24 protein-coding genes are annotated in these 24,145 nt (G+C 73.7%); 11 read left to right on the top strand and 13 right to left on the bottom strand.

Annotated features, from left to right (window positions below; all coding sequences use genetic code 11):
- Positions 1 to 2: 2 nt before the first annotated feature.
- Positions 3 to 338 carry a YnfA family protein gene (locus AC4BG9_RS15915; protein WP_490572092.1) on the bottom strand — a complete coding sequence of 112 codons (336 nt, stop codon included), beginning with the start codon at positions 336 to 338 and terminating at the stop codon, positions 3 to 5.
- Positions 339 to 391: 53 nt separating this feature from the next.
- Between AC4BG9_RS15915 and AC4BG9_RS15910 the strand changes: the two genes are divergently transcribed.
- Positions 392 to 940: a DUF2243 domain-containing protein gene (locus AC4BG9_RS15910; RefSeq protein ID WP_490572091.1), complete on the top strand. Its 549-nt coding sequence runs from the start codon at positions 392 to 394 to the stop codon at positions 938 to 940.
- 126 nt (positions 941 to 1,066) lie between these two features.
- Here AC4BG9_RS15910 and AC4BG9_RS15905 read toward each other — a convergent pair whose 3' ends face one another.
- Positions 1,067 to 2,056, bottom strand: a complete 990-nt coding sequence (locus AC4BG9_RS15905; protein ID WP_490572090.1) for a DUF5926 family protein — start codon at positions 2,054 to 2,056, stop codon at positions 1,067 to 1,069.
- A gap of 10 nt (positions 2,057 to 2,066) precedes the next feature.
- Positions 2,067 to 2,849: a glycerophosphodiester phosphodiesterase gene (locus AC4BG9_RS15900; RefSeq protein ID WP_490572089.1), complete on the bottom strand. Its 783-nt coding sequence runs from the start codon at positions 2,847 to 2,849 to the stop codon at positions 2,067 to 2,069.
- A gap of 132 nt (positions 2,850 to 2,981) precedes the next feature.
- On the opposite strand from AC4BG9_RS15900, the gene AC4BG9_RS15895 reads away from it, so the two are divergent.
- The 3 genes from AC4BG9_RS15895 to AC4BG9_RS15885 all read left to right on the top strand — a co-directional run bounded on the left by AC4BG9_RS15895 (position 2,982) and on the right by AC4BG9_RS15885 (position 5,242).
- A complete protein-coding gene (locus AC4BG9_RS15895; protein ID WP_490572088.1) occupies positions 2,982 to 3,620 on the top strand; it encodes a fasciclin domain-containing protein in 639 nt (212 codons plus the stop codon).
- Between the two features lie 112 nt (positions 3,621 to 3,732).
- Positions 3,733 to 4,332, top strand: a complete 600-nt coding sequence (locus tag AC4BG9_RS15890; RefSeq protein WP_490572109.1) for an RNA polymerase sigma factor — start codon at positions 3,733 to 3,735, stop codon at positions 4,330 to 4,332.
- The gene (locus tag AC4BG9_RS15885; RefSeq protein ID WP_490572087.1) at positions 4,319 to 5,242 is read left to right on the top strand and encodes an anti-sigma factor; all 924 of its coding nucleotides are present in this window, start codon (positions 4,319 to 4,321) and stop codon (positions 5,240 to 5,242) included. The genes AC4BG9_RS15890 and AC4BG9_RS15885 overlap by 14 nt, the downstream gene beginning before the upstream one ends.
- 70 nt (positions 5,243 to 5,312) lie before the next feature.
- Here AC4BG9_RS15885 and AC4BG9_RS15880 read toward each other — a convergent pair whose 3' ends face one another.
- Both AC4BG9_RS15880 and AC4BG9_RS15875 read right to left on the bottom strand, forming a co-directional pair.
- Positions 5,313 to 5,747: a hypothetical protein gene (locus AC4BG9_RS15880; RefSeq protein WP_490572086.1), complete on the bottom strand. Its 435-nt coding sequence runs from the start codon at positions 5,745 to 5,747 to the stop codon at positions 5,313 to 5,315.
- A 103-nt stretch (positions 5,748 to 5,850) separates the two neighbouring features.
- Positions 5,851 to 7,065 (bottom strand): ATP-binding protein, encoded by a 1,215-nt coding sequence (locus AC4BG9_RS15875; RefSeq protein ID WP_490572085.1) that lies wholly within the window; start codon positions 7,063 to 7,065, stop codon positions 5,851 to 5,853.
- Between the two features lie 133 nt (positions 7,066 to 7,198).
- Here AC4BG9_RS15875 and AC4BG9_RS15870 point away from each other — a divergent pair, with 133 nt between their 5' ends.
- Positions 7,199 to 8,080, top strand: coding sequence for an Fpg/Nei family DNA glycosylase (locus AC4BG9_RS15870; protein WP_490572084.1), 882 nt, complete (start codon positions 7,199 to 7,201; stop codon positions 8,078 to 8,080).
- Positions 8,081 to 8,093: 13 nt separating this feature from the next.
- Here the strand turns inward: AC4BG9_RS15870 and AC4BG9_RS15865 are convergent, their stop codons facing one another.
- Positions 8,094 to 8,534, bottom strand: a complete 441-nt coding sequence (locus AC4BG9_RS15865) for a hypothetical protein (RefSeq protein WP_490572083.1) — start codon at positions 8,532 to 8,534, stop codon at positions 8,094 to 8,096.
- 82 nt (positions 8,535 to 8,616) lie between these two features.
- Positions 8,617 to 9,303, bottom strand: a complete 687-nt coding sequence (gene aat / locus AC4BG9_RS15860; RefSeq protein ID WP_490572082.1) for a leucyl/phenylalanyl-tRNA--protein transferase — start codon at positions 9,301 to 9,303, stop codon at positions 8,617 to 8,619.
- A gap of 55 nt (positions 9,304 to 9,358) precedes the next feature.
- On the opposite strand from aat, the gene AC4BG9_RS15855 reads away from it, so the two are divergent.
- On the top strand, positions 9,359 to 10,039 hold the full coding sequence (locus AC4BG9_RS15855; protein WP_490572081.1) for an EcsC family protein: 681 nt from the start codon (positions 9,359 to 9,361) through the stop codon (positions 10,037 to 10,039).
- Here AC4BG9_RS15855 and AC4BG9_RS15850 read toward each other — a convergent pair.
- Genes AC4BG9_RS15850 through AC4BG9_RS15825 form a run of 6 tightly spaced genes read right to left on the bottom strand, consistent with a single transcriptional unit; the run spans position 10,000 to position 18,175 of the window.
- A complete protein-coding gene (locus AC4BG9_RS15850) occupies positions 10,000 to 11,262 on the bottom strand; it encodes a hypothetical protein (RefSeq protein WP_490572080.1) in 1,263 nt (420 codons plus the stop codon). The two genes, AC4BG9_RS15855 and AC4BG9_RS15850, sit on opposite strands and share 40 nt — an antisense overlap.
- The gene (locus AC4BG9_RS15845; RefSeq protein WP_490572079.1) at positions 11,259 to 12,443 is read right to left on the bottom strand and encodes a hypothetical protein; all 1,185 of its coding nucleotides are present in this window, start codon (positions 12,441 to 12,443) and stop codon (positions 11,259 to 11,261) included. The genes AC4BG9_RS15850 and AC4BG9_RS15845 overlap by 4 nt, the downstream gene beginning before the upstream one ends.
- 8 nt (positions 12,444 to 12,451) lie before the next feature.
- Positions 12,452 to 13,537 carry a hypothetical protein gene (locus AC4BG9_RS15840; RefSeq protein ID WP_490572078.1) on the bottom strand — a complete coding sequence of 362 codons (1,086 nt, stop codon included), beginning with the start codon at positions 13,535 to 13,537 and terminating at the stop codon, positions 12,452 to 12,454.
- The gene (locus tag AC4BG9_RS15835; RefSeq protein WP_490572077.1) at positions 13,534 to 14,574 is read right to left on the bottom strand and encodes a hydroxymethylglutaryl-CoA lyase; all 1,041 of its coding nucleotides are present in this window, start codon (positions 14,572 to 14,574) and stop codon (positions 13,534 to 13,536) included. Before AC4BG9_RS15835 ends, AC4BG9_RS15840 begins: the two co-directional genes overlap by 4 nt.
- Entirely contained in the window at positions 14,571 to 16,571 is a 2,001-nt protein-coding gene (locus AC4BG9_RS15830; RefSeq protein ID WP_490572076.1) for an acetyl/propionyl/methylcrotonyl-CoA carboxylase subunit alpha, read from the bottom strand. The genes AC4BG9_RS15835 and AC4BG9_RS15830 overlap by 4 nt, the downstream gene beginning before the upstream one ends.
- A gap of 5 nt (positions 16,572 to 16,576) precedes the next feature.
- Positions 16,577 to 18,175, bottom strand: coding sequence for a carboxyl transferase domain-containing protein (locus tag AC4BG9_RS15825; protein WP_490572075.1), 1,599 nt, complete (start codon positions 18,173 to 18,175; stop codon positions 16,577 to 16,579).
- A 112-nt stretch (positions 18,176 to 18,287) separates the two neighbouring features.
- On the opposite strand from AC4BG9_RS15825, the gene AC4BG9_RS15820 reads away from it, so the two are divergent.
- From AC4BG9_RS15820 to AC4BG9_RS15800, 5 genes are read left to right on the top strand one after another with little or no spacing between them, the layout of a single operon-like run.
- Positions 18,288 to 19,010: an LbetaH domain-containing protein gene (locus AC4BG9_RS15820; protein WP_490572074.1), complete on the top strand. Its 723-nt coding sequence runs from the start codon at positions 18,288 to 18,290 to the stop codon at positions 19,008 to 19,010.
- Positions 19,011 to 19,041: 31 nt separating this feature from the next.
- Positions 19,042 to 20,685, top strand: coding sequence for a DUF2142 domain-containing protein (locus AC4BG9_RS15815; RefSeq protein WP_490572073.1), 1,644 nt, complete (start codon positions 19,042 to 19,044; stop codon positions 20,683 to 20,685).
- A complete protein-coding gene (locus AC4BG9_RS15810) occupies positions 20,642 to 21,751 on the top strand; it encodes a DegT/DnrJ/EryC1/StrS family aminotransferase (protein ID WP_490572072.1) in 1,110 nt (369 codons plus the stop codon). The genes AC4BG9_RS15815 and AC4BG9_RS15810 overlap by 44 nt, the downstream gene beginning before the upstream one ends.
- A gap of 13 nt (positions 21,752 to 21,764) precedes the next feature.
- Positions 21,765 to 22,994, top strand: a complete 1,230-nt coding sequence (locus tag AC4BG9_RS15805; RefSeq protein WP_490572071.1) for a glycosyltransferase family 4 protein — start codon at positions 21,765 to 21,767, stop codon at positions 22,992 to 22,994.
- On the top strand, positions 22,991 to 24,130 hold the full coding sequence (locus AC4BG9_RS15800) for a DegT/DnrJ/EryC1/StrS family aminotransferase (RefSeq protein ID WP_490572070.1): 1,140 nt from the start codon (positions 22,991 to 22,993) through the stop codon (positions 24,128 to 24,130). The genes AC4BG9_RS15805 and AC4BG9_RS15800 overlap by 4 nt, the downstream gene beginning before the upstream one ends.
- Positions 24,131 to 24,145 lie beyond the last annotated feature (15 nt).

Genomic DNA, 24,145 nt, shown 5'->3' with positions numbered 1-24,145 from the left:
CCTCAGCCCGCCCGGGGGGCGTACATGATGACCGCGACCCCGACCAGGCAGAGCGCGGCCCCGACGAGGTCGAACCGGTCGGGGCGGAAGCCGTCGACCACCATCCCCCAGGCCAGGGAGCCGGCCACGAAGACGCCGCCGTAGGCCGCCAGGATCCGGCCGAAGCCGGCATCGGGCTGGAGGGTCGCGACGAAGCCGTAGAGCCCCAGCGCGATCACCCCGGCCCCCGCCCACAGCCAGCCGCGGTGCTCCCGGATCCCCTGCCACACCAGCCAGGCCCCGCCGATCTCGAAGAGCGCGGCGACGACGAAGAGCAGGACGGAGCGCGCGACGGTCATGGGGACAGCGTGCCGCACGGGTGGGGTCCGGGCCCGGCGGGTACCAGGACGGCATGGACCACACCGCAGCCGCCGGCACCACCGGCCAGCCCGCCCGCGGACCGGCCGCGGAGCCTCCCTCGCGGGGCCCCGGCCTGATGCTCGGTCTCGGCCTGGGCGGCTTCGTCGACGGGATCGTGCTCCACCAGATCCTCCAGTGGCACCACATGGTCAGCGACGTGGAGCCGGTCGACACCGTCGCCGGGCTCGAGGTCAACACCCTCGCCGACGGCTTCTTCCACCTCGCGACCTGGTTCCTGGTGGCCGGCGGGATCCTCGCGATGATCGCCACCTGGCGGCAGGGCCGGATGGCGCCGAGCTGGGGCTTCCAGCTGGGCCTGGTGGTGGCCGGCTGGGGGATCTTCAACCTGGTCGAGGGCCTGGTCAACCATCAGCTGCTGGGTGTCCACCACGTCCGGGACGACCTCGGCGCCCCGCTCTCCTGGGACCTGGGGTTCCTGGCCTCCGGAGTGCTGCTGGTGCTGGCCGGGTGGCTCTGGCACCGCCGGGGCCTGGCCGCGATGACGGGCGCCGGGAAAATGAAGGTACCCGGCCGCTGTTGACGGGGGATACAACAACGACCGGGCTGTCACAACGTACGCCACTCCGCCCCGGATCTCAAACCCCTGAGCCGGTGAATCCCGCTAGATGAGAGCGATGTCTCACTTACCGTCCCGGGGTGGCGACCGTCAGCGGATCGTCACCTGGCGGTTGGCCAGGCCGGCCCGGGCGGAGCGCTGCTCGGTGCTGAGCTCGCTCCCGTCGGCCAGCGCCGCCTCGAGGGCGGCCGCGAAGCGCGCCGCCGGCTCCTCCAGGACCTCCGCGCCGGTGCCGACCGGCAGGTCCCACACCGGGGCCAGCAGACCGTGGGCGCGGAACATCCCGACCAGGCGGGAGCCCTCGGCGACCGAGTCCTCACCGGCCGCGTGCAGCCGGGCCAGGGCGGTGAGCAGCGCGTCCTCGTCGTGCGGCATCACCCAGCGCAGGTGCTCCTTGGGGCCCACGTTCGTCCAGTACGCCGCCTCGACGCTGCGCAGCCGCACCGTGGGGTTCGCCGAGCCGTTGGCCTGCTCCAGGGCCGCCTCCATCTCGGCGTCGCGCTCGGGCACGTCGTCGATCCAGTAGCCGAAGCCGTCGTGCACGGTGATCTCCAGCGGCTCGTCGACGACGAGGTCCTGCAACCGGGGGCCGCTGCCGGGGTCGGTGGTCAGCCCGACCACGCCGCTCTCGCCGGCTGCCGCCCGCGCGAGCGCCTGCTCCAGCACCGCCGCCAGGTCGCGCGAGGGGTCGCCGAACTGGTGCTGGACCTGGAGGCCGAGCCACACGTCGCCGGAGTCGCGCACCATCGCGGGGGAGGCCATCGGCAGCAGCGAGCACAGCCGCACCGAGCCGGTCCACCCCTCGGGGGCGACCCCGTCGCGCAGCCGCAGCGGCGCGGTCGCGGCGGGCACCAGCTCGCGCAGCGCGATGATGTCGCACTCGCCGGCCAGACCCTCGAAGGGACGGGCGACGAAGGGGGCGCTCGCCCCGCCGGCCGCGCCGTGGCACGCCTTGTAGCGCTTGCCCGACCCGCAGGGACAGGGCTGGCGGGGGCCGACGGCCCCTTCGGTCCCGGCGGCGGACCCGCCGTCGCCGGGTGCCTGGGCGTCTCGTGACTTGGTGCGCGACTTCTTGGCCATGCGCGAGAACCTACCCGCCGTCCAGCAGCTCCAGCATGTAGGCCGGTCGGTCACTGATGACCGCGCGGACCCCCAGGTCGAGGCAGAGCTCGAGGTCGGCCTGGTTGTTGACCGTCCAGACATGGATGTCCCGGTGGCTGTTCACCAGGCGCCGGGCCAGCCCCGGGTGCTCGCGCAGCTCATCGATGCCGGGACCCACCTTCCAGTGCGGCCCGATCACCCGGCGCAGCATCGGCCAGTGGTGGGCCTTCTCGATCAGCATCACCAGCTCCAGCTCGGGGGCCTGCCGCTCCACCCGCTGCAGGGCCGCCCACGAGAAGCTCATCACCCGGGCCGGGGAGCCGGCGCCGGACCAGCCGAAGTCGGAGAGCGTCTCGACCAGGCGGCGCTCCACCAGCCCGCCGTACCGGACCGGGTGCTTGGTCTCGATGGCCACCTGCACGGGGCGCTCGTAGTCCCGGACCATCTCCAGCAGGCGGCGCAGCGTGAGCACCTTGCGGTAGGAGTCGTCGAGCTCCGGGCCCTCGTCGTCCAGCTCGGCCCACGGGTTCTTCCAGCTGGCGAAGTCGAGCTCGTCGAGCTCGGCCAGGCTCATCGTGGAGACCAGGCCCGGGCTCGAGGCGGTACGCCTCAGCGTGCGGTCGTGCACGCAGACCAGGTGGCCGTCGGAGGTCAGTCGGACGTCGCACTCCAGCGCCTCCGCCCCGGCGTCCAGGGCGGCGACGTAGGCCGCCAGGGTGTGCTCGGCCTTCTCGTGGCTGGCCCCCCGATGGGCGACCACCTGCGGTCTCATAGGGGGCAGTCTGCAACATCGCGGACCCGGCGGAAAAACCTGCGTCCAGGTGCATCCGGCGACGGCACTTCTCCGGAGAAGAGGGCACCAGGGCGTCGACCGAGACGCCCACGCGTTGAGAGGAACAGTTTGATGAAGCGACTCACCGGATCTCTGGCCGCACTCGCCACCGCCGCGACCGTCTTCGGCGCCGCCATGCCCGCCGAGGCTGCGAAGGCCCCCAAGGAGAAGTCCCTCGTCTCGGCCCTGACCTCGGACGGCAACAGGTTCGACGACAACAAGTCCGACTTCGACATCGTCACCGAGGCCGCGCTGGCCGTGGTCGGCGCGAAGCCCGACTCCCCGGTGGCCCTGCTCGCCGACGGCTCGACCCGCCTGACGGCCTTCGCGCCGACCGACCAGGCCTTCCGCCTGTTCGCCCAGGACCTCACCGGCAAGACCATCCAGAGCGAGGAGGAGATCTTCAACACCCTCGTGGAGGCCGCCGGGGTCGACACCATCGAGACCGTGCTGCTCTACCACGTGGTCCCGGGCGCCACCCTGACCAGCAACAAGGTGCTGAAGTCCAACAAGGCCAAGCTGACCACCGCCCAGGGCGGCAAGGTCAAGGTCAAGATCGCCAAGAAGGGCAAGCGCACCGTGATCACGCTCGTCGACCGCGACCGCAACGACAAGGACCCCCGCGTCGTGCTCAAGGCGCTCGACCTCAACAAGGGCAACAAGCAGGTGGCGCACGGCATCGACCGGGTGCTCCGCCCGATCGACCTGTGACACGCGCCTGAGGGCTCCCGGAGACACCGTGCGGGCGACCTCTCCACGCTCCCGGGCACGGTGGGTGATCCCCCGGACCCACCGTGCTCGGGGTAGCGTGAGCGCCGTGACGATGACCGTCGGGCCCGCCGGGCCCGAGCCGACGGCCGGCGAGGTCGCCGTGGGCCTCGGCGCCGGCGACGGCGAGATGCTGGCGGAGGCCTACCGCCGGTGGTCCTCGCTCGTCCACACGGTGGCCCTGCGGGCGCTGGGCAACCACCACGAGGCCGAGGACGTCACCCAGCAGGTCTTCGTCTCCGCATGGCGCAGCCGGCACACCCTGGTCCCCACGGAGCACGCGCTGCCGGCCTGGCTGATCGGGATCACCCGGCACCGCATCGCGGACCGCCGGGCCGAGCGGGCCCGCGACGCCCACCGGGTCTCCGCCGCGGCGGCCCAGGCCACCGGGGAGCAGGCCCAGCTCACCGGGGCCGCCGGCACCGGCACCGACCACGAGGCCGGTCTAGTCGACCGTTTGGTCGTCGCCCAACATCTTGAGAGCCTCGGTGACCCCCGCGGCACCATCCTGCGACTGGCCTTCCACGAGGACCTCACCCACGAGCAGGTCGCCGCCCGCCTGGGGCTGCCGCTCGGCACCGTGAAGAGCCACGTCAGGCGGGGACTTGCCCAGCTCCGCAAGACCTTGGAGGAGGTGAACCGTGCAACCGCATGACGACCGGGACGCGCACGTCGACGACCAGCTCCTCGCCGCCCTCGCCCTCGACGAGACGGGTCACGAGCCCGGAGACCACGAGGCGGGTCACGACGGGCCCGATCACGACACGTTGAACCGGGCCCGCGCCCATGCCGAGGCCTGCGCCGACTGCGGCGCCGAGGTCGAGGCGCTCCGCGAGATCCTCGCGGTGGCCTCGGCTGCCGGCGACGAGGTGCTGGTGACGCCCCCGCCCTCGGTCTGGGCGGCCATCTCCGCGGAGATCGCAGGAATCGAGCAGGAGCAGCCCGCGACCGCCGGCGCCTCGGCTCCCAGCCCCTCCCCCGGGACCCGGTCGACCGGTCCTGCCGCTCCCGTCCCGGCCCCCGTCCCGGCCCCCGTCCCGATGGCCGGCGGGGCCGGTGACCGGGCCGGTGACGGGGCGACGGTCTCCGACCTCGCCGCGCGGCGCCGCGGCGTCCCGACGTGGATGGCGGGGGCCGCCGCCGCGGTGACGCTCCTCGTCGGGCTCGGCGGCGGGATGCTGCTCGCCGGCGACGGCGACGAGGCCCCCGAGGCGTCCCCCGAGCCCACCGTGGTGAGCACCGCCAAGCTGGCCTCGCTCGACGCCGCCGCTCAGGACCGGGGCCGCGCCCAGGTCCGGCGCGAGGACGACGACCGGGTGGTGCTCCAGGTCCAGGCCCAGGAGCTAGACGGACCCGAGGGCATCCGCGAGGTGTGGCTGATCAACGTCGACGGCACCCGGATGATCTCGCTCGGCCTGCTCAACGACGGGGAGGCCGGCGACTTCGAGTTCCCCGAGGAGCTGCTCGACGAGGGCTACCGGATCGTCGACATCTCCTACGAGCCCGGCGACGGGGACCCGACCCACTCCGGGGAGAGCCTCGCGCGGGGCACGCTCGACGGCTGAGAGGCTGCGGGCGCCGTTCGGTGCCGTCAGGCGGTGGTTTGGCGGTGGTTTGGCGGTGGTCAGGCAGTGGTCAGGCGGTGGCGGCGGAGTCCCGCAGGTCGAGGTGCTGCTGCCAGCTGCTGCGCACGGCGTCGTACATCCGGTCGCACAGGATGCGGTCGACCTCGGTCTTGTGCTGGGGGAAGAAGTAGACGTCGACCGGACGCCCGTTCTCCTCGGTGACCAGGCGGAAGGCGTGGAACATCGCCACCCGTGAGGGGCGCTCGACGTCCATCAGCTCCGGGAAGCGGATCTCGAAGGCGGAGCCCTCGGGCATCCGCGGGTCGATGGTGCGCCAGATGATCTGGTGGCTGGTGACGAACAGGGTGCCCGAGTAGTCCTGGGCGCCCTGGACGCACCGCAGGTGCGCCAGGTGGACCGGCTGCTCGACGGGCAGCATCACGGGTCGCACGAGCCCCCAGTAGGGGCCCGCGGCCACGCGGTCGGCCAGGTTGCCATTCACCATGGGCGACAGGCTAGGTGCGGGGACCCGCAGCCACCGGGCGAATGCGCAGGACTTTACCTACCGCATGAGCCAGGTCACCTCCGCCTCCCAGCGCCCCGGCGACTCAGCCGCGCTCGCGCAGGTACCTGCCGAAGTGCGGGACGGTGAAGGCGATCCGGCCCCGCTCGCCGGAGTAGATCAGCCCCTTCTTCAGCAGCGCGTCACGCGCCGGGGAGAGCGACTGCGGCTTCTTGTCCAGCATGGCCGCGACCTCGGCGGTGGGCACCGAGGCGATGTCGTCGAGCTCCTCCTCGCCCGCCTCCGCGATGGCCACGGCGGCGTCCGCCATGGCCCGCAGGTACTCCCGCTCGCCCGGGGTCGCCCGCTCGTAGCGGGAGCCGAAGAAGCCGACCGCGAGCTCCGCCTCCGCCTCCGGCGAGGCCACCGCCACGTCGTCGCCGGTGATCGGCGAGCGCGGGGCGAGGTCCCAGACCGCCTTGCCGTAGGCCTGGATGAAGTAGGGGTAGCCGCCGGTGGCGGCATACATGGAGGCCAGCGCGTCCTCGGTGAAGCAGGCGTCCTCCTCCTCGGCCGGGGTGGCCAGCGCCCGGTCGGCGGCCTCCCGGGAGAGGCGGTCGATGCGCTGGTAGCGGAAGAGGCGCTCGGAGTAGGACTTGCTCGCCGAGAGCACCGCCGGCAGGTGCGGCAGCCCGGCGCCGACCACGATCATCGGGAGCCCGCTCTGGCTCATCTCGTGGCAGGCGGCGCAGAGGGCCGAGACGTCGTCGGGGCCGAGGTCCTGCATCTCGTCGATGAAGATCGCCACGCCCTTGCCGACGTCGGCGGCCAGCCCCCCGACGTCGGTGAAGAGCTCGACCAGGTCGATCTCGATGTCACCGGAGTCGGCGCGGCCGCGCACCACGGGGGCGTCGATGCCGGGGTTCCACTGGTCCTTCAGCTTGGCGCCGACCCCGGCGTCGCGCTGGGCGAAGGCGCGGATCACCCCGAGCACGTGGTCGGCGTCCTCGGCCCGCGGGTGGCCCAGCTCGCGGACCGCCTGGTGCAGCGCGCTGGACAGGGGGCGCCGCAGCCCCTGGTCGGGCCTGGCCTCGAGCTTCCCGGTCCCCCACCGCTTGCGGACCGCCGCCGAGCGCAGCGCGTTGAGCAGGACGGTCTTGCCGACCCCGCGCAGGCCGGTGAGCACCAGGGAGCGCTCGGGCCGCCCGGCCGCGATCCGCTCCAGGACCACGTCGAAGGCGCGGAGCTGCTCGTCGCGACCGGCGAGCTCGGGCGGGCGCTGTCCCGCGCCGGGGGCGTACGGGTTCCTGATGGGGTCCACGATGGCACGGTATCCGGCTCTCTAGCCGGACGCCTAGATTGGGCAAGCGAACGGCAGACGGGGCGCGGAGCCCGGGGTGGGAGGAGACGTCGGGCCGGTGCCGCGGGGGCGCCCGGGGTCTAGGCTCGGGGGCATGCCCGAGCTGCCCGAGGTCGAGGCCCTCGCCCACGACCTCGACCGGAGACTCCGCGACCGGCCGATCACCCGGATCGACCTGGCGGCGTTCAACGCGCTCAAGACCTTCGACCCGCCCCTGACCGCGCTGCACGGCACGCTGGTCGACCGGGTGGGTCGGCACGGCAAGTTCCTCGACATCGAGGCCGGCGGGATCCACCTGATCATCCACCTGGCCCGGGCCGGGTGGATCCGCTGGCGCGAGCAGGTGCCGGCGCTGCCCGCCAAGCCCAGCTCCAAGAACCCCCTGGCCATGCGGATCGTGCTCGACGAGGACGACGCCGGCCACACCAACGGGCTCGACGTCACCGAGGCCGGCACCAAGAAGAGCCTCGCCGCCTACGTCGTGCGCGACCCCGCCGAGGTCGAGGGCATCGCCAGGCTGGGCCCGGACCCCCTCGTCGAGGAGTTCACCCCGCAGGCGCTCCACGAGATCCTCCAGGCCGCGGGACGGTCCCAGCTCAAGGGGGTCTTGCGCCACCAGGGCACCATCGCCGGCATCGGCAACGCCTACTCCGACGAGATCCTGCACGCCGCGCGGATGTCGCCCTTCAAGCCGGCCAACAGCCTCGACGACGACGAGCTGGCGGTGCTCCACGACGCCATCAAGGTCACCCTCGGCGACGCCGTCGAGCGCAGCAGCGGGCTGGCGGCCAGCGAGCTGAAGGGTGAGAAGAAGTCGCACCTGGCGGTGCACGGCCGCACCGGCCAGACCTGCCCGGTCTGCGGCGACACGGTCCGCGAAGTCAGCTTCGCCGACTCCAGCCTCCAGTACTGCCCCACCTGCCAGACCGGGGGCAAGCCGCTGGCCGACCGGCGGATGAGCCGGCTGCTGAAGTGACGCGACGCCGGGGTCAGTCGGTCGGCGACTCCTGCGGCACTCCCGTACGGCGGCTGCCCAGACAGGTCGAGTCGTTGTAGGCGAAGAACTCCTCGACCTCCCCCAGCTGCTTCTCGGTCAGCTCCGACTCCAGCGCGACCACGTCCTCCTGGTCGGCGTCGTCGTCGACCTGGGCGATCAGCTCGCTCCAGGTCCGGTGGCCGGCGCGGCCCTCCTCCGACATGCCCTCCGGGGGCCCGATCTCGGCCATCTGGCGGCCCCACTTCTTCAAGGTGGCCACCACCTCGGAGTCGGAGGTCCCGAGGTCCTGCTCGGCGCGCTCGTTGAAGAAGTCCCGGTAGGCGCTGCAGTAGCGCTGCTCGGTGCTGGCCTCCGGCTCCGGCTCCTCGCCCCCGCACCCGAGCGCCGCGAGCCCGACCAGGAGCAGGACCCAGGCGAGGCGTGCGGACTTCATGAGCACAGAGTGCCGCATGGACACCAATGAGCGCACCGTTGGGTCTCATGTGAGATGCGCCTCATTCCGGCCGTCCGCCGCCTCAGCGGGTGAACGGCGCGGGCAGGGGCGCCTCCAGCGCGACCCGGAGCCGGGTGGCGTAGGCGCGCCGGTCGAGCTCGACCACTCCCAACGAGGCCAGGTGGTCGGTGCTCCACTGCACGTCGAGCAGGCGCCGGTCGGCGTGCTCGTCGCGCAGCATGTCGACCAGGGCCATGAGCGCGACCTTGGAGGCGTCGGTGGCCCGGTGGAACATCGACTCGCCGGCGAAGAGCCCGCCGATCGCCACGCCGTACAACCCTCCCACCAGGCGGCCGTCCCGCCAGGCCTCCACCGAGTGCGCCCAGCCGAGGCGGTGCAGGTCGCCGTAGGCGCGGCGGATGTCGACGTCGATCCAGCCGTCACGGCGGGCGGGGTCGCCGCACGCCGCCACCACGTCGTCGAAGGCGGAGTCGACCCGGATCTCGAACTCGCGTGCGGAGCGGCGCATCGACCGGGAGACCCGCAGGCCGTCCAGCGGCAGCACGCCGCGGCGCACCGGGCAGAACCAGTACGGCGGGTCGCCCGGGCTGCCCGACGGCATCGGGAAGAGCCCGTGCCGGTAGGCGGCCAGCAGCGTGCCGGGAGCCAGGTCGGCGCCGATCGCGACCAGATCCTCCTCGGGATCCATCCGGCCCGGCGCACCCAGCATCTCGAAGGCCCAGGGTGAGGGCGGCGGCTCCACAGGCACCCTGACAACCTAACCTTTCGCCCGTGGTTGCGCGCCCCGGCCTAGGCTGGGCGCCATGGGGATCCCAGGCTCGATCGGCAAACGGCTCGCCCCCAAGGTGGGCAACCTCGCACCCGGCTACACCAGCCGGGCAGTGCTGGAGGCGTTCCGGCGGGCGGTGGACGGCGTCGGGCCCCTCCCGCCGGCGGCCAAGGCGGCCGACAAGCAGCTGGCCGAGCAGCGCGGCGACGTCGACCGCGCGATCCACGAGGTGATCGAGAACCACGTCCGGCTGGCCGGCGCCCAGGGCTTCGGCACCAACCTCGGCGGCCTGGTCACCCTCGCGGTCGCCCTGCCGGCCAACATCGCCGGCCTGGCGCTGATCCAGTGCCGGATGATCGCGGGCATCGCCCACCTGCGCGGCCACGACCTCGACGACCCCCGGGTCCGCAACGCGGTGCTCGCCATCCTGCTCACCGAGGAAGTCGTCGACGACCTGGTCAAGCGGAAGAAGATCCCCGGCACCCCGATGGCGCTGGCCACGGCGCCGGCCGTGGAGGCGGCGCTGGCCGGCCTCATCGCCGCCGAGGTGGCCAACGTGCTGATCGCCAAGGTCGCGGGCAAGCGGCTCGCGACCGTGGCCGGCCGGCGGATCCCGGTGCTCGGCGGCGTGGTCGGGGCCGGCGCCGACGGCTACTCCACCTGGCAGGCCGGCCGCTACGCCGGCAGGGAGCTCCTGCCCCGGGCCCGTCGGTAGACCATCAGCGCCCCGCGCCCCAGCCGGCTCTCCTCCATCAGCCGGACCAGTCGCTCGCGCAGCCGGTAGGTGGGCCGCAGGTAGGAGCGCTCCAGCGCGGCCCGGGTCTCGTGGAGCTGGTGGGCCAGGTCGGCCTCCACGTGCCGGAGCCGGGCGCCCTCGACCAGCAGGGCCGAGATCGCGTCGACCGCGGCCCGTGAGACGGCCGCCTCCTCGGGCTCGTCGGGGTCGGCCCACGGGCCCGGCTCCGCGGCGCCCAGCAGGTCCTTGAGGTCCCCCACCACGTCGTAGCCGCGCCGTTCGATCTCCTCCACCCAGGTGGTCGAGAGCCCGCGCGCCCAGGCGTGCAGGTCGGGCGGGAGCGCCAGCCGGGGCGACCCCTCGCGGCGCGAGAGCGTCTGGTGGGCGAGGAGCTCGCGGACCAGCGGGCGGTAGTCGGCCGGGTCGACGGTCTTGACCACCTGCCGGTTGATCCGCCGCAGCAGGGCCGTCTCGGCGACCCCCAGCGACGGGTTGGCCCGCTGGGGGGTCAGGTCGAGGTCGATCCCGTCGAGGCCGAAGGCGGTGCTGAACCGCTGCCACAGCTCGTCGCGCGGGGCACCCGGCGCCGGGACGGTGACCAGGTGGATGCGCTCCGGCGGGATGGTCGACCCCCACCGGTTGATGATGTCGGGCAGCTCCTGCACGCCCCAGAACCAGGAGCCGATCCGGCTGTCGCGGTCGGGGTCGGCGATCTGCTGGAGGAACTTCGCATAGCTGATCGTGCTGCGGTGCTTGACGTTCTCCTGCCACTCCGCCGGGATCTGCCGCACCAGGTCGCGCACCGAGAGGATCAGGTGGACCTCGGCGTCGGCGCCGTCCTCGCCGGCCAGCGAGGTGAGCGCCCGGTCGACCTGCATCCGGGAGGCGGTGGCCAGGATCTCGTGGCTGACGATCGAGGTGCCGGGCCACGCCCGCACCTGCTCGGCGAGCCGGTCCCAGGCACCGACGGCCTCGAGCTCCAGCCCACCCCAGGTGAGCTTCATCAGGTCGAGGGCGGCGAGGAAGTGGGCGTCGAACCGCTCGGCGGGGTAGGAGATGCCGTGCTCGCGCAGCACCTCGGCGTTGCGGAACAGCACGTCCTGGAGGTGCGAGGTGCCGGTCTTGGGCGTGCCGACGTGGACCAGCACCCGCCGGCGCGCCGGTGCGCCCGCGCCCGTCTCGGCTCCCGCCACGCCTGTCACACCGCTTCCTTCCAGCCACCCAGGAGCATCCGCACCGCCAGGGAGAGTACGCCGTCGGGTCCGCCGCCCGGCGCGGAGTCCCGCCGCGGCGCGTCGACCCCGGCGGCGGGCACCAGGTCGACAGGGTAGCCAGCGCGGCCGAGCCGGCGGCTCATCCGCCCGGCCCGCCGCTCCACCCAGTCGCGGTGCTCGTCGGTCACCTCGGGCAGCACGGCGCCGCCCTGCCCGCCGGTGGCCCCGCCTGCGCCTCGCCCGTCACCCCGCGCACCCAGCGCACCCAGGGGCACGAAGACGTCGGCCGGCAGCCGGGGCAGCAGCCCCTCGCGCAGCAGCAGGGTCCGGCGCGGGCCGGTGACCATCAGCCCCAGCACCGCGGCCACCCGCCGGGCCAGCTCGGCGGCCTCCTCGCCCGGCCGCGGCGGCACGGGCAGACGGCGTACACCGACCAGGCGGGGCAGCCCGGCCCACTGCGGGGTGCCCTCGAGCAGCACGTGCACGTGCTCGCGGCCGCGGCGCTGCTCCCAGGTGCGCACCACCCTGGGCAGGTCGACCCGCGGCGGCACCTCGTTGCGCTGGTGCCAGGTCTCCAGCCAGGAGGGCCAACTGCCGACGCCGTGGTCGAAGCAGTTGGCGGTCCAGGCGTCGGCCAGCATCCGGTCCAGGTCGGCGCCGAGCACCACGATCTCGCCGCCCGGGCGCGGGGGGCGGCCGCGGGCCACCAGGTCACGCCGGACCGGGTCGGCCAGCAGCGGGTCGCCGACCAGGCGGTAGCGGCGGCGCCACGGGCGGGGCAGCGCGTCGGCGCGCCGCGCCACCGGGCCGAGTTCGACGAGGTCCTGGGTGAGCAGGTAGGTGGCGACCCGGAGCAGCTCCTCCTCCGGCAGCCGGCTGGGGTCCACCGGGCGGGCACCGAAGCGGGAGTCCTGCCCCGCGCCCTCCAGCTCCAGGTCGGGCCGCCCCCGGCCGGGGGCGCTGGCCTCCAGCACCCGGCGGGCCAGCTCGGGCGGCACCTCGCGGCCGGTCGCGTTGAGCCGGCGCAGCAGCTCCAGCTGCTGGGCCCCCGGCACCACCCGGCCGGCGGGCTCGGCCGCGGTGTGCCACTGGGACCACTCGGTGGTGCCGCCGTCGAGCAGGTGCCGCACCCATCCCCAGGCGCGGTCCCGGCCGCTGTCGCCAGACACGGACGGCGTCACTTGCCGAGGAGCTGCTGGGTCCGGGTGCGGATCAGGCCCGTGACGCCCTGGCCGTCGGCGCGGGCCGCCGCCTCGTGGGTCATGGCGGTCAGCGCGTCCATGGCAGCGGCCAGCTGGGGCCGGGCCCGGACCTTGTCGGGGTTGACCCAGCGGGTCTCGGGGTCGGGTCGGCGGGGCCGCAGGTCCTCCACGTCGCCGACCACGTCGATGCCCGAGGAGGCGATCCAGTCGATCCAGGCGGTGGCCTGCTGGTCGGCCCAGTCGTAGCGGTCCGGCGGCAGGGTCACCGGCTGGGACTCGCGGTTGGCCAGCTCGCCCTGGGCGAGCATCTGCCGCACCAGCACGTCGTACGTCGGCTCGGTGCGCAGGTCGAGGCCGAGGCGCCGGTTGAGCTTGCGCAGCAGCTGCACCTCGGCGATCCCCAGCGACCGGTTGGAGCGCTCGCTGTCCAGGGGCGCCCAGGCGGGGTCGATGCCGAAGGCGGCGGAGAACCGCTCCCAGAGCACGTCGCCGGCGCGCCCGTGCGGGACGGTGACCAGGTGGACCCGCTCGGGGGGTAGCTTGGCGCCCCACCGCGAGAGCACGGTGGGCAGGTCGAAGGCCTTGCCGAACCAGGTCTCGCCGCGCTCCATCTTGGCCAGGAACCTGCGGTAGGTCCACCGGCGGCCCTGCTTGATGGTCTCCTGCCAGGCGGCCGGCAGCTGGCGGCCGAGGTCGCGGGCGGAGTAGACCACGTGCACCTCGAGGCCGGCGAGGTCGTTCATCGCCTTGGCGATCTTGTCGGGCTTGGCCGCCGCCAGGATCTCGTGGCTGACGATCACCGTCCCGCTGGCCCGGCGCGTCTTGGCGACCAGGGCGTCCCAGTGGCCGTCCATGTGGCCGGGGCGGCCACCCCAGTCCTGGTCGAGCAGGTCCAGTGCCGCCCGGAACTGGAACAGGTCGGCGGGGATGAAGCGGTTCTTGGTGGGGATGGTGACCCCGTGACGCGCCAGCTCGGCGGCGTTGCGGGTCAGCCGGTCCTGCAGGTAGGTGGTCCCGGTCTTCGGGGCACCGATGTGCAGGTAGACGACCGGGTTGCTCATGCCTCGGATTCTGCCAGCCCACCGGTTCCGGCGAGTGCGCGCACCACCGCCGAAGGGCTGGGCCGGCCGAGCCGGTCGGCCATCCACGCGCTGGTCGCCACCACCGCGTCGAGGTCGACCCCGGTCTCGATGCCCAGGCCCCGCAGCATCCAGAGCAGGTCCTCGGTGGCGAGGTTGCCGGTCGCGGACTTGGCGTAGGGGCAGCCGCCGAGGCCGCCGGCACTGGCGTCGAACGTGGTGATCCCCGCCTGCAGGGCGGCGTGGGTGTTGGCCAGCGCCTGGCCGTAGGTGTCGTGGAAGTGCATCGCCAGCCGGTCGACGCCGACCCCGGCCTCGGCGAAGGCGGCGACCAGGGCCTTGACGTGGCCCGCGGTGGCGACCCCGATGGTGTCGCCCAGGCTCAGCTGGCCGGCACCCAGCTCCAGCAGGCGGACGCCGGCGCGCACGACCTGCGCCGGCGGCACCGCCCCCTCCCACGGGTCGCCGAAGCACATCGAGAGGTAGCCGCGCACCTCCAGGCCGGCGTCCCGGGCACGCCGTACGGTCGGCTCGAACATCGCGAACTGCTCGTCGTAGCTGCGGTTGAGGTTCTTGCGGGCGAAGGTCTCGGTCGCCGAGCCGAAGACGGCGACGTGCTCGAGACCGAGCTCGAGCGCGCGGTCCAGGCCGCGCTCGTTGGGCACCAGGACGGGCATCCGGCGGGCAGCGTCGCCGAGCCGGTCGACCAGCAGGCCCATCAGCTCGGCGGCGTCGGCGAGCTGCGGCACCCACTTCGGGTGGACGAAGCTCGTCGCCTCGAGGATCGGCAGTCCGGCCTCGTGGAGCCGGGTGACCATCTCGGCCTTGACCTCGACCGGCACCACGGTCTGCTCGTTCTGCAGGCCGTCGCGGGCGCCGACCTCGTAGACCGTCACCTGCGCCGGCAGCCCCTCGGCGCCGAACGTCATCGGCAGCGGTCGCTCCGACGACCCCTCGCGATGACGTCCCGCGGCAGCAGCGGCGGCAGCGGCGGCAGCGGGGGTGGCGGGGTCGCTCACGGGGCGACCTCCTCGACGACGAAGAGCGGGGCACCCATCGCCACCTGGGCGCCGGCGACGGCGGAGACCGCGGTGACCACGCCGGCGAAGGGCGCCTTGAGGGAGAGCTCCATCTTCATGGCCTCCATCATGCCCAGCACCTGGCCCTCGGCGACCCTCTCGCCTTCGGCGACCGTCACCTCCAGCACCGTGCCGGGCATCGGCGCGGTGAGGACGCCGTCGCCGACGACGGCGGCGTGGGCGCCGAAGACGTCGGGCCGGGCGAAGAGGTGGCGGTGGCCCCGGTGGACCACCTCCACCGCGTGCGGCGCCACGTGGACGACCGCGCGGTGGCGGCGGCCGTCGACCCGCAGCACCACGACGTGGCGGGCCACCTCGAGCTCCTCGACGGCGTACAGGCGCCCCTCGTCGCCGCCCTCGTGGACCACGCCGCGGCGCCGGTCGACGGCGAGGGTCCGCACCTCGCCGTCGTGCTCCAGCTCGACCAGCACCGGGGCGGCGTCGCCGGCCAGCCGCCAGCCGTCGGCGGCGAAGGGGTCTCCGGCGGGCCCGCCGGTGACCCGGACGTCGAGCAGCGCGGCCTCGGTCCAGGCGGCGATCGCCAGCGGCACCTCCGCGTCGGGCGCGGCGAGGGTGACCCGGTCGAGCCAGGCGGTGTCGATGTCGGTGTCGCGGAACTCCTCGGAGGCGACCAGCGCCCGGAGGAAGCCGGTGTTGGTGGTCAGACCGAGGATCGCGGTGCGGTCCAGGGCGGCGACCAGGCCGAGGCGGGCGGACTCGCGGTCCGGCCCGTGCACGACCACCTTGCCCAGCATCGGGTCGTAGGAGGTGCTGACCACCTGCCCGCTCTCCAGGGCGTGGTCGACCCGGACGCCGGGACCGTCGGGCCAGCGCACCAGCGAGGCGGTGCCGGCCTGCGGCAGGAAGCCGCCGAAGGAGTCCTCGGCGTAGACCCGCGCCTCGATGGCGTGGCCGGCGAGGTGCAGCTCCTCCTGACGGAGCGCCAGCGGCTCGCCGGCGGCCACGCGGATCTGGTGCTCGACCAGGTCGAGGGGTCCCTCTGCAGCCGAGCCGGTCGAGACCACCGCCTCGGTGACCGGGTGCTCGACCTGGAGGCGGGTGTTCATCTCCAGGAAGTAGAACTCTCCGGTGGCGTCGTCGAGCAGGAACTCCACCGTCCCGGCGCCGCGGTAGCCGACCTGCCGGGCCAGGGCCACGGCGGACGCCGTGATCTCGGCGCGCTGCTCGGGGGTGATCGTGGGCGCCGGCGCCTCCTCCAGCACCTTCTGGTGACGGCGCTGGGTGGAGCAGTCGCGCTCGAAGAGGTGGACGACGTGGCCGTGGGCGTCGGCCATCACCTGGACCTCGATGTGCCGGCCGGACTCGACGTACCTCTCGACCAGCAGGGTGTCGTCGCCGAAGGCGCTGCCGGCCTCCCGCCGCGCGGCGGCCACGCCCGCGTCGTAGTCGGCCTCGTCGCGGACCACCCGCATCCCCTTGCCGCCGCCGCCGGCGGCGGCCTTGACCAGGACCGGCCAGGCGAACGTCGCCGGGTCGTCGTCGAGGCCGTAGGAGGGCACCACGGGGACGCCGGCGGCGAGCGCGACCTCGCGGGCCCGGTCCTTGCGGCCCATCAGGTCCATCACCTCGGCGGTGGGGCCGACCAGCGTGACGCCGGCGGCCTCGAGCGCGCGGGCGAAGGCGGCGCGCTCGCTGAGGAAGCCGTACCCGGGATGCACCGCGTCGGCCTCCGACCGCAGGGCGGCCTCGACCACCGCGTCGATGTCGAGGTAGCTGTCGACGTGGACCGAGTCGTCGGCGGCGCGCACGTGCGGGGCGTGGCGGTCGGTCTCGGTGTGCAGGGCGACGGTGCGGATGCCGAGGCGGGCGCAGGTGCGCATCACCCGGAGCGCGATCTCACCGCGGTTGGCGACCAGCAACGTGCGGATCGGCCCGTCGGCGCTGAGGCGCCGGGGGTCCGTCGGAGGCTGGGTCATCGTGCTCACATCCTGAAGACGCCGTAGGAGGGCGCCGGGGTCGGGGCGTTCGCGGCGACCGCGAGGCCCATGCCGAGGACCCGGCGGGTGTCGGCGGGGTCGATGATCCCGTCGTCCCACAGCCGGGCGGTGGAGTAGTAGGGCGAGCCCTGGGTCTCGTACTGGTCGCGGATCGGCGCCTTGAAGGACTCCTCCTCCTCGGCCGACCACTCGCCGCCGCGCGCCTCGATGCCGTCGCGCTTGACCGTGGAGAGCACCGAGGCCGCCTGCTCGCCGCCCATCACCGAGATCCGGGCGTTGGGCCACATCCACAGGAAGCGCGGGTCGTAGGCCCGTCCGCACATGCCGTAGTTGCCGGCGCCGAAGGAGCCGCCGATCACCACGGTGAACTTCGGCACCACCGAGGTGGCGACCGCGGTGACCAGCTTGGCGCCGTCGCGGGCGATGCCGCGGTTCTCGTACTCGCGGCCGACCATGAAGCCGGTGATGTTCTGCAGGAAGACCAGCGGGATGCCGCGCTGGTTGCACAGCTCGATGAAGTGGGCGCCCTTGAGCGCGGACTCGCTGAACAGGATGCCGTTGTTGGCCACGATCCCGACCGGGTGGCCGTGGATGTGCGCGAACCCGGTCACCAGCGTCTCGCCGTAGAGCCGCTTGAACTCGTGGAAGCGGCTGCCGTCGACGATCCGGCGGACCACCTCGCGGACGTCGTACGGCGTGCGGGTGTCGGCGGGCACCACGTCGGCCAGGGTGGCCGGGTCCTCCACCGGCTCCTCGGGGGTCCGCAGGTCGTACGCCGGGCGGCCGGGCGCCCCGGCCGCGGCGCCGTACCCGACGGTGGCAGGCAGGGTGTCGACGATGGACCGGACGATGGCCAGCGCGTGCGCGTCGTCGTCGGCGAGGTGGTCGACCACCCCGGAGGTGCGGGCGTGCACGTCGCCGCCACCGAGATCCTCGGCGGTGACCACCTCGCCGGTCGCGGCCTTCACCAGCGGCGGGCCACCGAGGAAGATCGTGCCCTGGTCGCGGACGATCACCGTCTCGTCGCTCATCGCCGGCACGTAGGCGCCGCCGGCGGTGCAGGACCCCATCACGCTGGCGATCTGCGGGATGCCGCGCGCAGACAGGTTGGCCTGGTTGAAGAAGATCCGGCCGAAGTGCTCCCGGTCGGGGAAGACCTCGTCCTGCATCGGCAGGAAGGCGCCGCCGGAGTCGACCAGGTAGACGCACGGCAGGTTGTTCTCCGCGGCGACCGTCTGCGCGCGCAGGTGCTTCTTCACCGTGATCGGGTAGTAGGTGCCGCCCTTCACCGTCGCGTCGTTGGCCACCACCATCACCTCGCGGCCGTGGACCCGGCCGATGCCGGCGACCAGGCTGGCCGACGGCACGGCGTTGAGGTCGTCGGCGTCACGGCCGTACATCCCCCAGGCGGCCAGCGGCGCGAGCTCGAGGAAGGGGCTGCCGGGGTCGAGCAGCCGGTCGACCCGGTCTCGGACCAGCAGCTTGCCCCGCTCGGTGTGCTTGCGGCGGGCGCTCTCCGCGCCGCCCTGTCGGACCAGGGCGAGGCGCTCGCGCAGCTCGGCGGTGAGGTCGTGCAGGCTCATGCCCCTTAGGTTAACGGTCATTAACCTCAGCGTCGAGGGAACGGGTCCGGCTGGCCGCGGGCGGCACGCCACCGGGGACGCCGCCGGGCGGGGCGTGGCAGGCTGTGCCCCCATGACGACGCCCGCCCACGAGCACAACCGGATCCACCCCACCGCCGTCCTCGGTCCCGAGGTGCGGCTGGGCCGGGGCAACGTCGTGGGGCCCTACGCCGTGCTCCAGGGCCCGGTCACCCTGGGCGACGACAACTTCGTCTCCGCGCACGTCTCGATCGGCGCCGCCGCCGACGTCCGCGGCCACCACCTCGACGCGAGCTGGGAGGAGACGAGCCGCGACAGCGGCGTGGTGATCGGCTCCCGCAACGTCTTCAAGGAGTTCACCTCCCTCACCCAGGGGTGGGCGCACGAGACGCGGCTCGGCGACGACTGCTTCCTGATGGGCAAGGCCCACGTCAGCCACGACTGCACCGTCGCCGACGGGGTCACCATGGCCCACGGCGTGGTGCTGGCCGGCCACGTGAGCGTCGGCGAGGGGGCCAACCTGGGGATGGGCACGGTGGTGCACCAGCGCGCCTGGATCGGTGCCGGCGCCATGGTCGGCATGCAGTCGGCGGTGCGGCACGACCTCCCGCCGTACGCCGTGAGCCTGGGAGTCCCGGCGCGCCCCACCCGCCTCAACACCCACCGGCTGGCGCGCCTGGGCGTGGGCGAGGACGCCGTCGACGCGCTCGCGGCGCTGGAGGAGACCGTGCTGCGCGGCGGCAGCGCCCTCGACGCCGTGCCCGACGGGCTGCGCCCGGCGCTCGCCGAGTGGCTGGCCCGCCGCGCGGCGTCCTGAGGGTCGAGAGCGGGCCGATATCCTCCGGCGCATGCCGTTCCCGACCGCCCCGTGGCGACGTACCGACCTGGGTGAGCGCCCCGAGGCCCCGACCCGCCGCTCGCTGCTGACCCGCACGCTGGTCGCCTGGGTGTGGGTCTTCGGCTGCTTCATGGCCTGGTCGCTGGCTACCCCGGTCTTCAGCTCCCCCGACGCGCCGGCCCACGACCTGATGGCCTGGCACGTCGCGCACGGCAACCTGCTCCCCGAGCAGACCGACGTCCTCAACGCCGGGGTCACCTCCAACGCGGTCACCCCGGCGCCCAAGGGGCTGGTCGAGACGGCCGACTCCATCGACTGCCTGCGGCACAAGCCGGAGAATCCCGCCTCCTGCCTCAAGCCGGTCACGAAGGAGTCGGAGCTGGTCGACTTCATCAACCCGGCGGGGCGCAACTTCCCCACCTACTACCTGGCGACCGGGTGGCCCTCCCACTTCACCGACGGCGCCACCGCGATCTTCGCCATGCGGACGGCGGCCGCCGCGCTCGCCGCCCTCTTCGTCGCCTGGGCCTTCAGCGCGGCCACCACCCGCGCCCGGCCGATGACCGCGGTCGCGGGGATCGTGGTGGCCCTGCCGCCGATGACGATGTATCTCGGCGGTGCGGTCAACCCCAACTCGCTCGAGATCACCGCGGCGATGGCGCTGGCCGCCTGCTCGGTGGTCTTCCTCCGAGAGCCGGAGACCTGGCTCGGCCGGGTGATGTACCGCCGGATGATGATCGCGGCCGCGGTGATGGTGACCATCCGGCTGCTGGCCCCGGTCTGGGTCCTGGTCTGGGTCGTCGCCTTCGTCCTGCTCGCCGACCGCCGGGTGTGGCGCCGGGTGCTGACCCGGCGCGGCATCGCCTGGGCGGCGCTCCCCTTCGCCGGTGCGGTCTTCAACCTGGTGTGGACCTACACCGCCGGGCTCACCGACTACCAGGCCGAGCCCAAGCACGACCTGAGCCTGATGGAGGCCTTCTGGGCCAGCAAGTCGTTCATCGACGAGTGGGGCAGCGTGACCTCCAGCGTCGGCAACTTCGGATGGCTCGACACCACGCTCGCCCCCGCCCAGTACTACTACTACTCCTTCACGGTCGTCTTCGTGGTCGCCGTCGCCTGGATCTTCCTGCGGGGCCGGGAGAGCCTGGTCACCGCGTGGCTGCTGGTCGCCGCCTACCTGGTGCCCGTGGTGCTGCAGGCGGCCCAGTGGAACACCAACGGCGGCGTCTGGCAGGGCCGCTACACCCTCCCGCTGACCGTGATGATCCCGATCATGACGCTGATGCTGGCCTCCGACCGGCTCGCCGAGCCGCGCCTCGCCCCGCTCGCCTCCCGCTACTCCCGGGTCCTGCCCGTCGCCCTCCTGCTGCTGCTCTGGGTGCACCTGGTGGCGATGCAGACCCAGCTGCGCCGCAACATCGCCGGTATCTCCGGGGCGGCGCCGGAGCAGGACCGGTGGGCGCCCCCGGTGCCCGCCGAGCTGCTCAGCGGGGGTCTCTTCCTCGCCCTCGCCCTGGCCTGGCTCGCCTTCGCCTTCGCCTCCTGGAAGGAGGGATCGGGCGCGGAGAGCGATAGGGTGCCCCGACCCGTTCAAGAGCCTGGAAAGAACCATGACGACGTCCTTCATCCCAGCCGCCAAGCCGATCATCGGTGACGAGGAGCGCGCCGCGGTCGACCGCGTGATGCGCTCCGGCATGGTCGCCCAGGGCCCCGAGGTCGCGGCCTTCGAGACCGAGTTCGCCGAGCGGCTCACCGCCGGCCGCACCTGCGTCGCCGTCAGCTCCGGCACCTCGGGCCTCCACCTCGGCCTGCTCGCTGCCGGGGTCGGCCCGGGCGACGAGGTGATCGTGCCCTCCTTCACCTTCGCCGCCACCGGCAACGCGGTGGCGCTGACCGGGGCCACCCCCGTCTTCGCCGACATCGACCCGGCGACCTTCTGCCTCGACCCGCAGAGCGTCAAGGCCGCGATCACCGAGCGCACCAAGGGCGTCATGCCGGTCCACCTCTACGGGCACCCGGCCGACATGGACGCCTTCGCCGACCTCGCCGCCGAGACCGGGATCCGGGTCTTCGAGGACGCCGCGCAGGCCCACGGCGCCACCTGGCGCGGGGCGCCGGTCGGCACCTTCGGCGACTTCGCCATGTTCAGCCTCTACCCGACCAAGAACATGACCTCCGGGGAGGGCGGCATGGTCTCGGTCGCCACCGACGAGATCGCCCGCCGGCTCCGCCTGCTGCGCAACCAGGGGATGGAGCGGCAGTACGCCAACGAGGTCGTCGGCTTCAACGCGCGGATGACCGACATCCACGCCGCGATCGGCCGGGTGCAGCTGACCAAGGTCGAGGGGTGGACCGAGCAGCGCCGCAGCAACGCGGCGTACCTCGACGCGCACCTCGAGGGGGTGCGGGTGCCCGGCGTGCACGAGAACGCCACCCACGTCTACCACCAGTACACCGTGCGGGTCCCGGGCGGCGGTGCGGAGCGCGACCGGATGGTCGCCGCGCTGCGCGAGGAGCACCAGGTCGGCTCGGGGGTCTACTACCCGATCCCCAACCACCGCCTCGACTCGCTGGCCGAGCTCGCCGGCGGCGTGGAGCTGCCCGAGACCGAGCTCGCCGCCACCGAGGTGATCAGCCTGCCGGTCCACCCGTCGCTGACCGAGTCCGACCTGGAGCGCGTCGTCACCGGCATGAACGCGGTCGTCCGGGCCGGGGCCTGAGGAGACCGCAGCAGTGCGCATCGTCGTCGTCAACAACTTCTTCCCGCCGCGGGTCGGGGGCAGCTCCCACCTCTCCGACGCCCTGGCGCAGGGCTACGCGGCGCGCGGGCACGACGTGCTGGTGGTCACCGCGGCCTACGGGGACGCCCCGGCCACCGAGGAGCGCGACGGGCTGCGCATCGTCCGGCTGCCGGCGGTGATGCTGCCCGAGACCAAGCTCGCGGTCAGCTTCGACCTCTCCTTCGCCACCCGGCCCTCGCTGCGCCGCCGGCTGGCCAGCCTGCTCGACGACTTCGCCCCGGACGTCATCCACCAGCACGGCCAGATGATGGACCTGACCTGGGCCACCGGTGCCTACGCCCGCCGCCGCGGGATCCCGACGCTGCTGAGCATCCACACCCGGCTGGAGAACCCCTCGGCGCACTACCGGCACGCGTTCCGCGGCCTGGACGCGGCCCTGGTCAACCCACGGCTGCGCCGTTACCGGCCGCGGATCGTGATCATGGACCGGCACATGGACGACTACGTCCACGAGCGCTACCCGCGCGGCTTCAGCGACCTGGTGCCGATCCCCGTCGGCGTGAACGCCGACTGGGTGCGCGGCGGCTCCCGCGCCGAGGGCCGCGAGCTGCTCGGGGTCGCCGACGACGTCCCGCTGATCCTCTCGGTGGGCCACGTCATCCCGCTGCGCGACCGGGTCGGCCTGGTGGAGGCCATGCCGGCCGTGCTGGAGCGGCACCCCGACGCCGTCCTGGCCGTGGTCGGCCGCGTCTACTACGACCTCTTCGCCCAGCGCGCCGAGGAGCTCGGGATCAGCCACGCGGTGCGCAGCGTCGGCGCGATGCCCAAGCCGACCATCCCCCACCTGCTGGCCGCCGCCGACGTGGAGGCCCACGAGCAGGGGGACGGGCTGGGCACCGCGACCCTGGAGGCGATGGCTGCCGGCGTCCCGGTGGTCGGATGGGGCCGGGAGGACAACTTCCCGGGCGTCGACCTGGTCGACGGCCGTGACCTGCACCTGTGCCCGCGCGGCGACGTGCCCGGCCTGGCCGAGCGGCTGCTGCGGGTGCTCGACGACCCCGAGGCCGCCCACCTGGTGGGCGCCCGAGGACGCGCCGTCTTCGACCGGCACTTCACCCTGGACCGGGTGCTCGACCAGCACCTGGAGACCCTGGCCGACCTGGCGGGAGTCCCCGCGGGGTCCCCCGTGGCCGTCCCCGACGCGGAAGGCACCACCGCATGACCCGCTCCGTCGCCCTGGGAGAACCCACCGTCGGCGAGCCGGAGCTCGCCGCGGTCGCCGAGGTCTTCGAGTCCGGCTGGCTCTCCGGCGCCGGCCCGTCGTGCCTGGCCCTGGAGTCCGAGCTGGCCCGGACCGTCGGCACCGCCCACGCGCTGGCCACCTCCAACTGCGGCTCGGCCCTCCACCTCGGCCTCCAGGTGCTCGGGGCGGGGCCCGGCGACGAGGTGATCGTCGGCGACTACACCTTCCCGGCCACCGGGCACGCGGTCGCCTGGACCGGTGCCACCCCCGTCTTCGCCGACGTCCGCCCCGACATCTGGTCGGCCGACCCGGCGAGCGTCGCCTCCCTGGTGACCGAGCGCACCGTCGGCATCCTGGCGGTCGACCCGTTCGGCCAGCCGGCCGACTACGACGAGCTGAGGGCCGTCGCGGACAGGCACGGCCTGTGGCTGATGGAGGACGCCGCCTGCGCCGCGGGCGCCACCTACCGCGGCCGTCCGGCCGGCAGCCTGGCCGACCTGGCGGCGTTCAGCTTCCACGGGCGCAAGGGGATCACCGCCGGCGAGGGCGGCGCGCTGGTCGGCGACGACGCCGACCGGATGAGCACCGCCCGCAAGCTGCACACCTACGGCATCGCCCCGGCGATCACCCGCGAGGGGGCGGCCACCCTGCCGGTGCCCAGCTTCGACGTGGCCGGCTACAACTACCGGCTCTCCGACGTGGCCGCGGCGATCATGCGCGTCCAGCTCACCCGCCTGCCCGACCTGCTCGCCGCCCGCGGCCGCGCCGCCGACGGGTACGCCGAGCAGCTCGGCGACCTCGAGCAGCTCGAGCTGCCGGTGGTGGCCGAGGGCCGCACCCATGCCTGGCAGTCCTACGTGGTGGCGATCTCCCCCGAGCTCGACCGCGGCGCCGTCGCCCTGGCCCTGCGCGAGCGCGGGGTGGGCTGCAACTTCGGCACCTACGCCTCCCACCTGCAGCCGGTCTACGGCCTCGCCCAGGAGTGCCCGGTCTCCGCGGACCTGTTCGCCCGCCACCTGGCCATCCCCATGCATGCCAACCTGGAGCCCGACGACGTCTCCTACGTCGCCGAGACGCTGCGCGAGGTCGTCTCCTCGGCCGCCGTGCGTCGCTGACCCACCTTGAAAGGA

The sequence above is a fragment of the Nocardioides sp. Z40_12 genome, assembly GCF_058215795.1.
This window is presented reverse-complemented; position numbering and strand designations above follow the sequence as displayed.

What these genes read in the sequence shown, in the direction of transcription:
- AC4BG9_RS15880 (WP_490572086.1), bottom strand. Translation starts at nt 5,747, where the DNA reads ATGGTGAATGGCAACCTGGCCGACCGCGTGGCCGCGGGCCCCTACTGG.
- AC4BG9_RS15820 (WP_490572074.1), top strand. Translation starts at nt 18,288, where the DNA reads ATGACGACGCCCGCCCACGAGCACAACCGGATCCACCCCACCGCCGTC.
- AC4BG9_RS15895 (WP_490572088.1), top strand. Translation starts at nt 2,982, where the DNA reads ATGAAGCGACTCACCGGATCTCTGGCCGCACTCGCCACCGCCGCGACC.
- AC4BG9_RS15840 (WP_490572078.1), bottom strand. Translation starts at nt 13,537, where the DNA reads ATGAGCAACCCGGTCGTCTACCTGCACATCGGTGCCCCGAAGACCGGG.
- AC4BG9_RS15910 (WP_490572091.1), top strand. Translation starts at nt 392, where the DNA reads ATGGACCACACCGCAGCCGCCGGCACCACCGGCCAGCCCGCCCGCGGA.
- AC4BG9_RS15810 (WP_490572072.1), top strand. Translation starts at nt 20,642, where the DNA reads ATGACGACGTCCTTCATCCCAGCCGCCAAGCCGATCATCGGTGACGAG.
- AC4BG9_RS15915 (WP_490572092.1), bottom strand. Translation starts at nt 338, where the DNA reads ATGACCGTCGCGCGCTCCGTCCTGCTCTTCGTCGTCGCCGCGCTCTTC.
- AC4BG9_RS15815 (WP_490572073.1), top strand. Translation starts at nt 19,042, where the DNA reads ATGCCGTTCCCGACCGCCCCGTGGCGACGTACCGACCTGGGTGAGCGC.
- AC4BG9_RS15870 (WP_490572084.1), top strand. Translation starts at nt 7,199, where the DNA reads ATGCCCGAGCTGCCCGAGGTCGAGGCCCTCGCCCACGACCTCGACCGG.
- AC4BG9_RS15890 (WP_490572109.1), top strand. Translation starts at nt 3,733, where the DNA reads ATGACCGTCGGGCCCGCCGGGCCCGAGCCGACGGCCGGCGAGGTCGCC.
- AC4BG9_RS15800 (WP_490572070.1), top strand. Translation starts at nt 22,991, where the DNA reads ATGACCCGCTCCGTCGCCCTGGGAGAACCCACCGTCGGCGAGCCGGAG.
- AC4BG9_RS15825 (WP_490572075.1), bottom strand. Translation starts at nt 18,175, where the DNA reads ATGAGCCTGCACGACCTCACCGCCGAGCTGCGCGAGCGCCTCGCCCTG.
- AC4BG9_RS15905 (WP_490572090.1), bottom strand. Translation starts at nt 2,056, where the DNA reads ATGGCCAAGAAGTCGCGCACCAAGTCACGAGACGCCCAGGCACCCGGC.
- AC4BG9_RS15865 (WP_490572083.1), bottom strand. Translation starts at nt 8,534, where the DNA reads ATGAAGTCCGCACGCCTCGCCTGGGTCCTGCTCCTGGTCGGGCTCGCG.
- AC4BG9_RS15830 (WP_490572076.1), bottom strand. Translation starts at nt 16,571, where the DNA reads ATGACCCAGCCTCCGACGGACCCCCGGCGCCTCAGCGCCGACGGGCCG.
- AC4BG9_RS15855 (WP_490572081.1), top strand. Translation starts at nt 9,359, where the DNA reads ATGGGGATCCCAGGCTCGATCGGCAAACGGCTCGCCCCCAAGGTGGGC.
- AC4BG9_RS15900 (WP_490572089.1), bottom strand. Translation starts at nt 2,849, where the DNA reads ATGAGACCGCAGGTGGTCGCCCATCGGGGGGCCAGCCACGAGAAGGCC.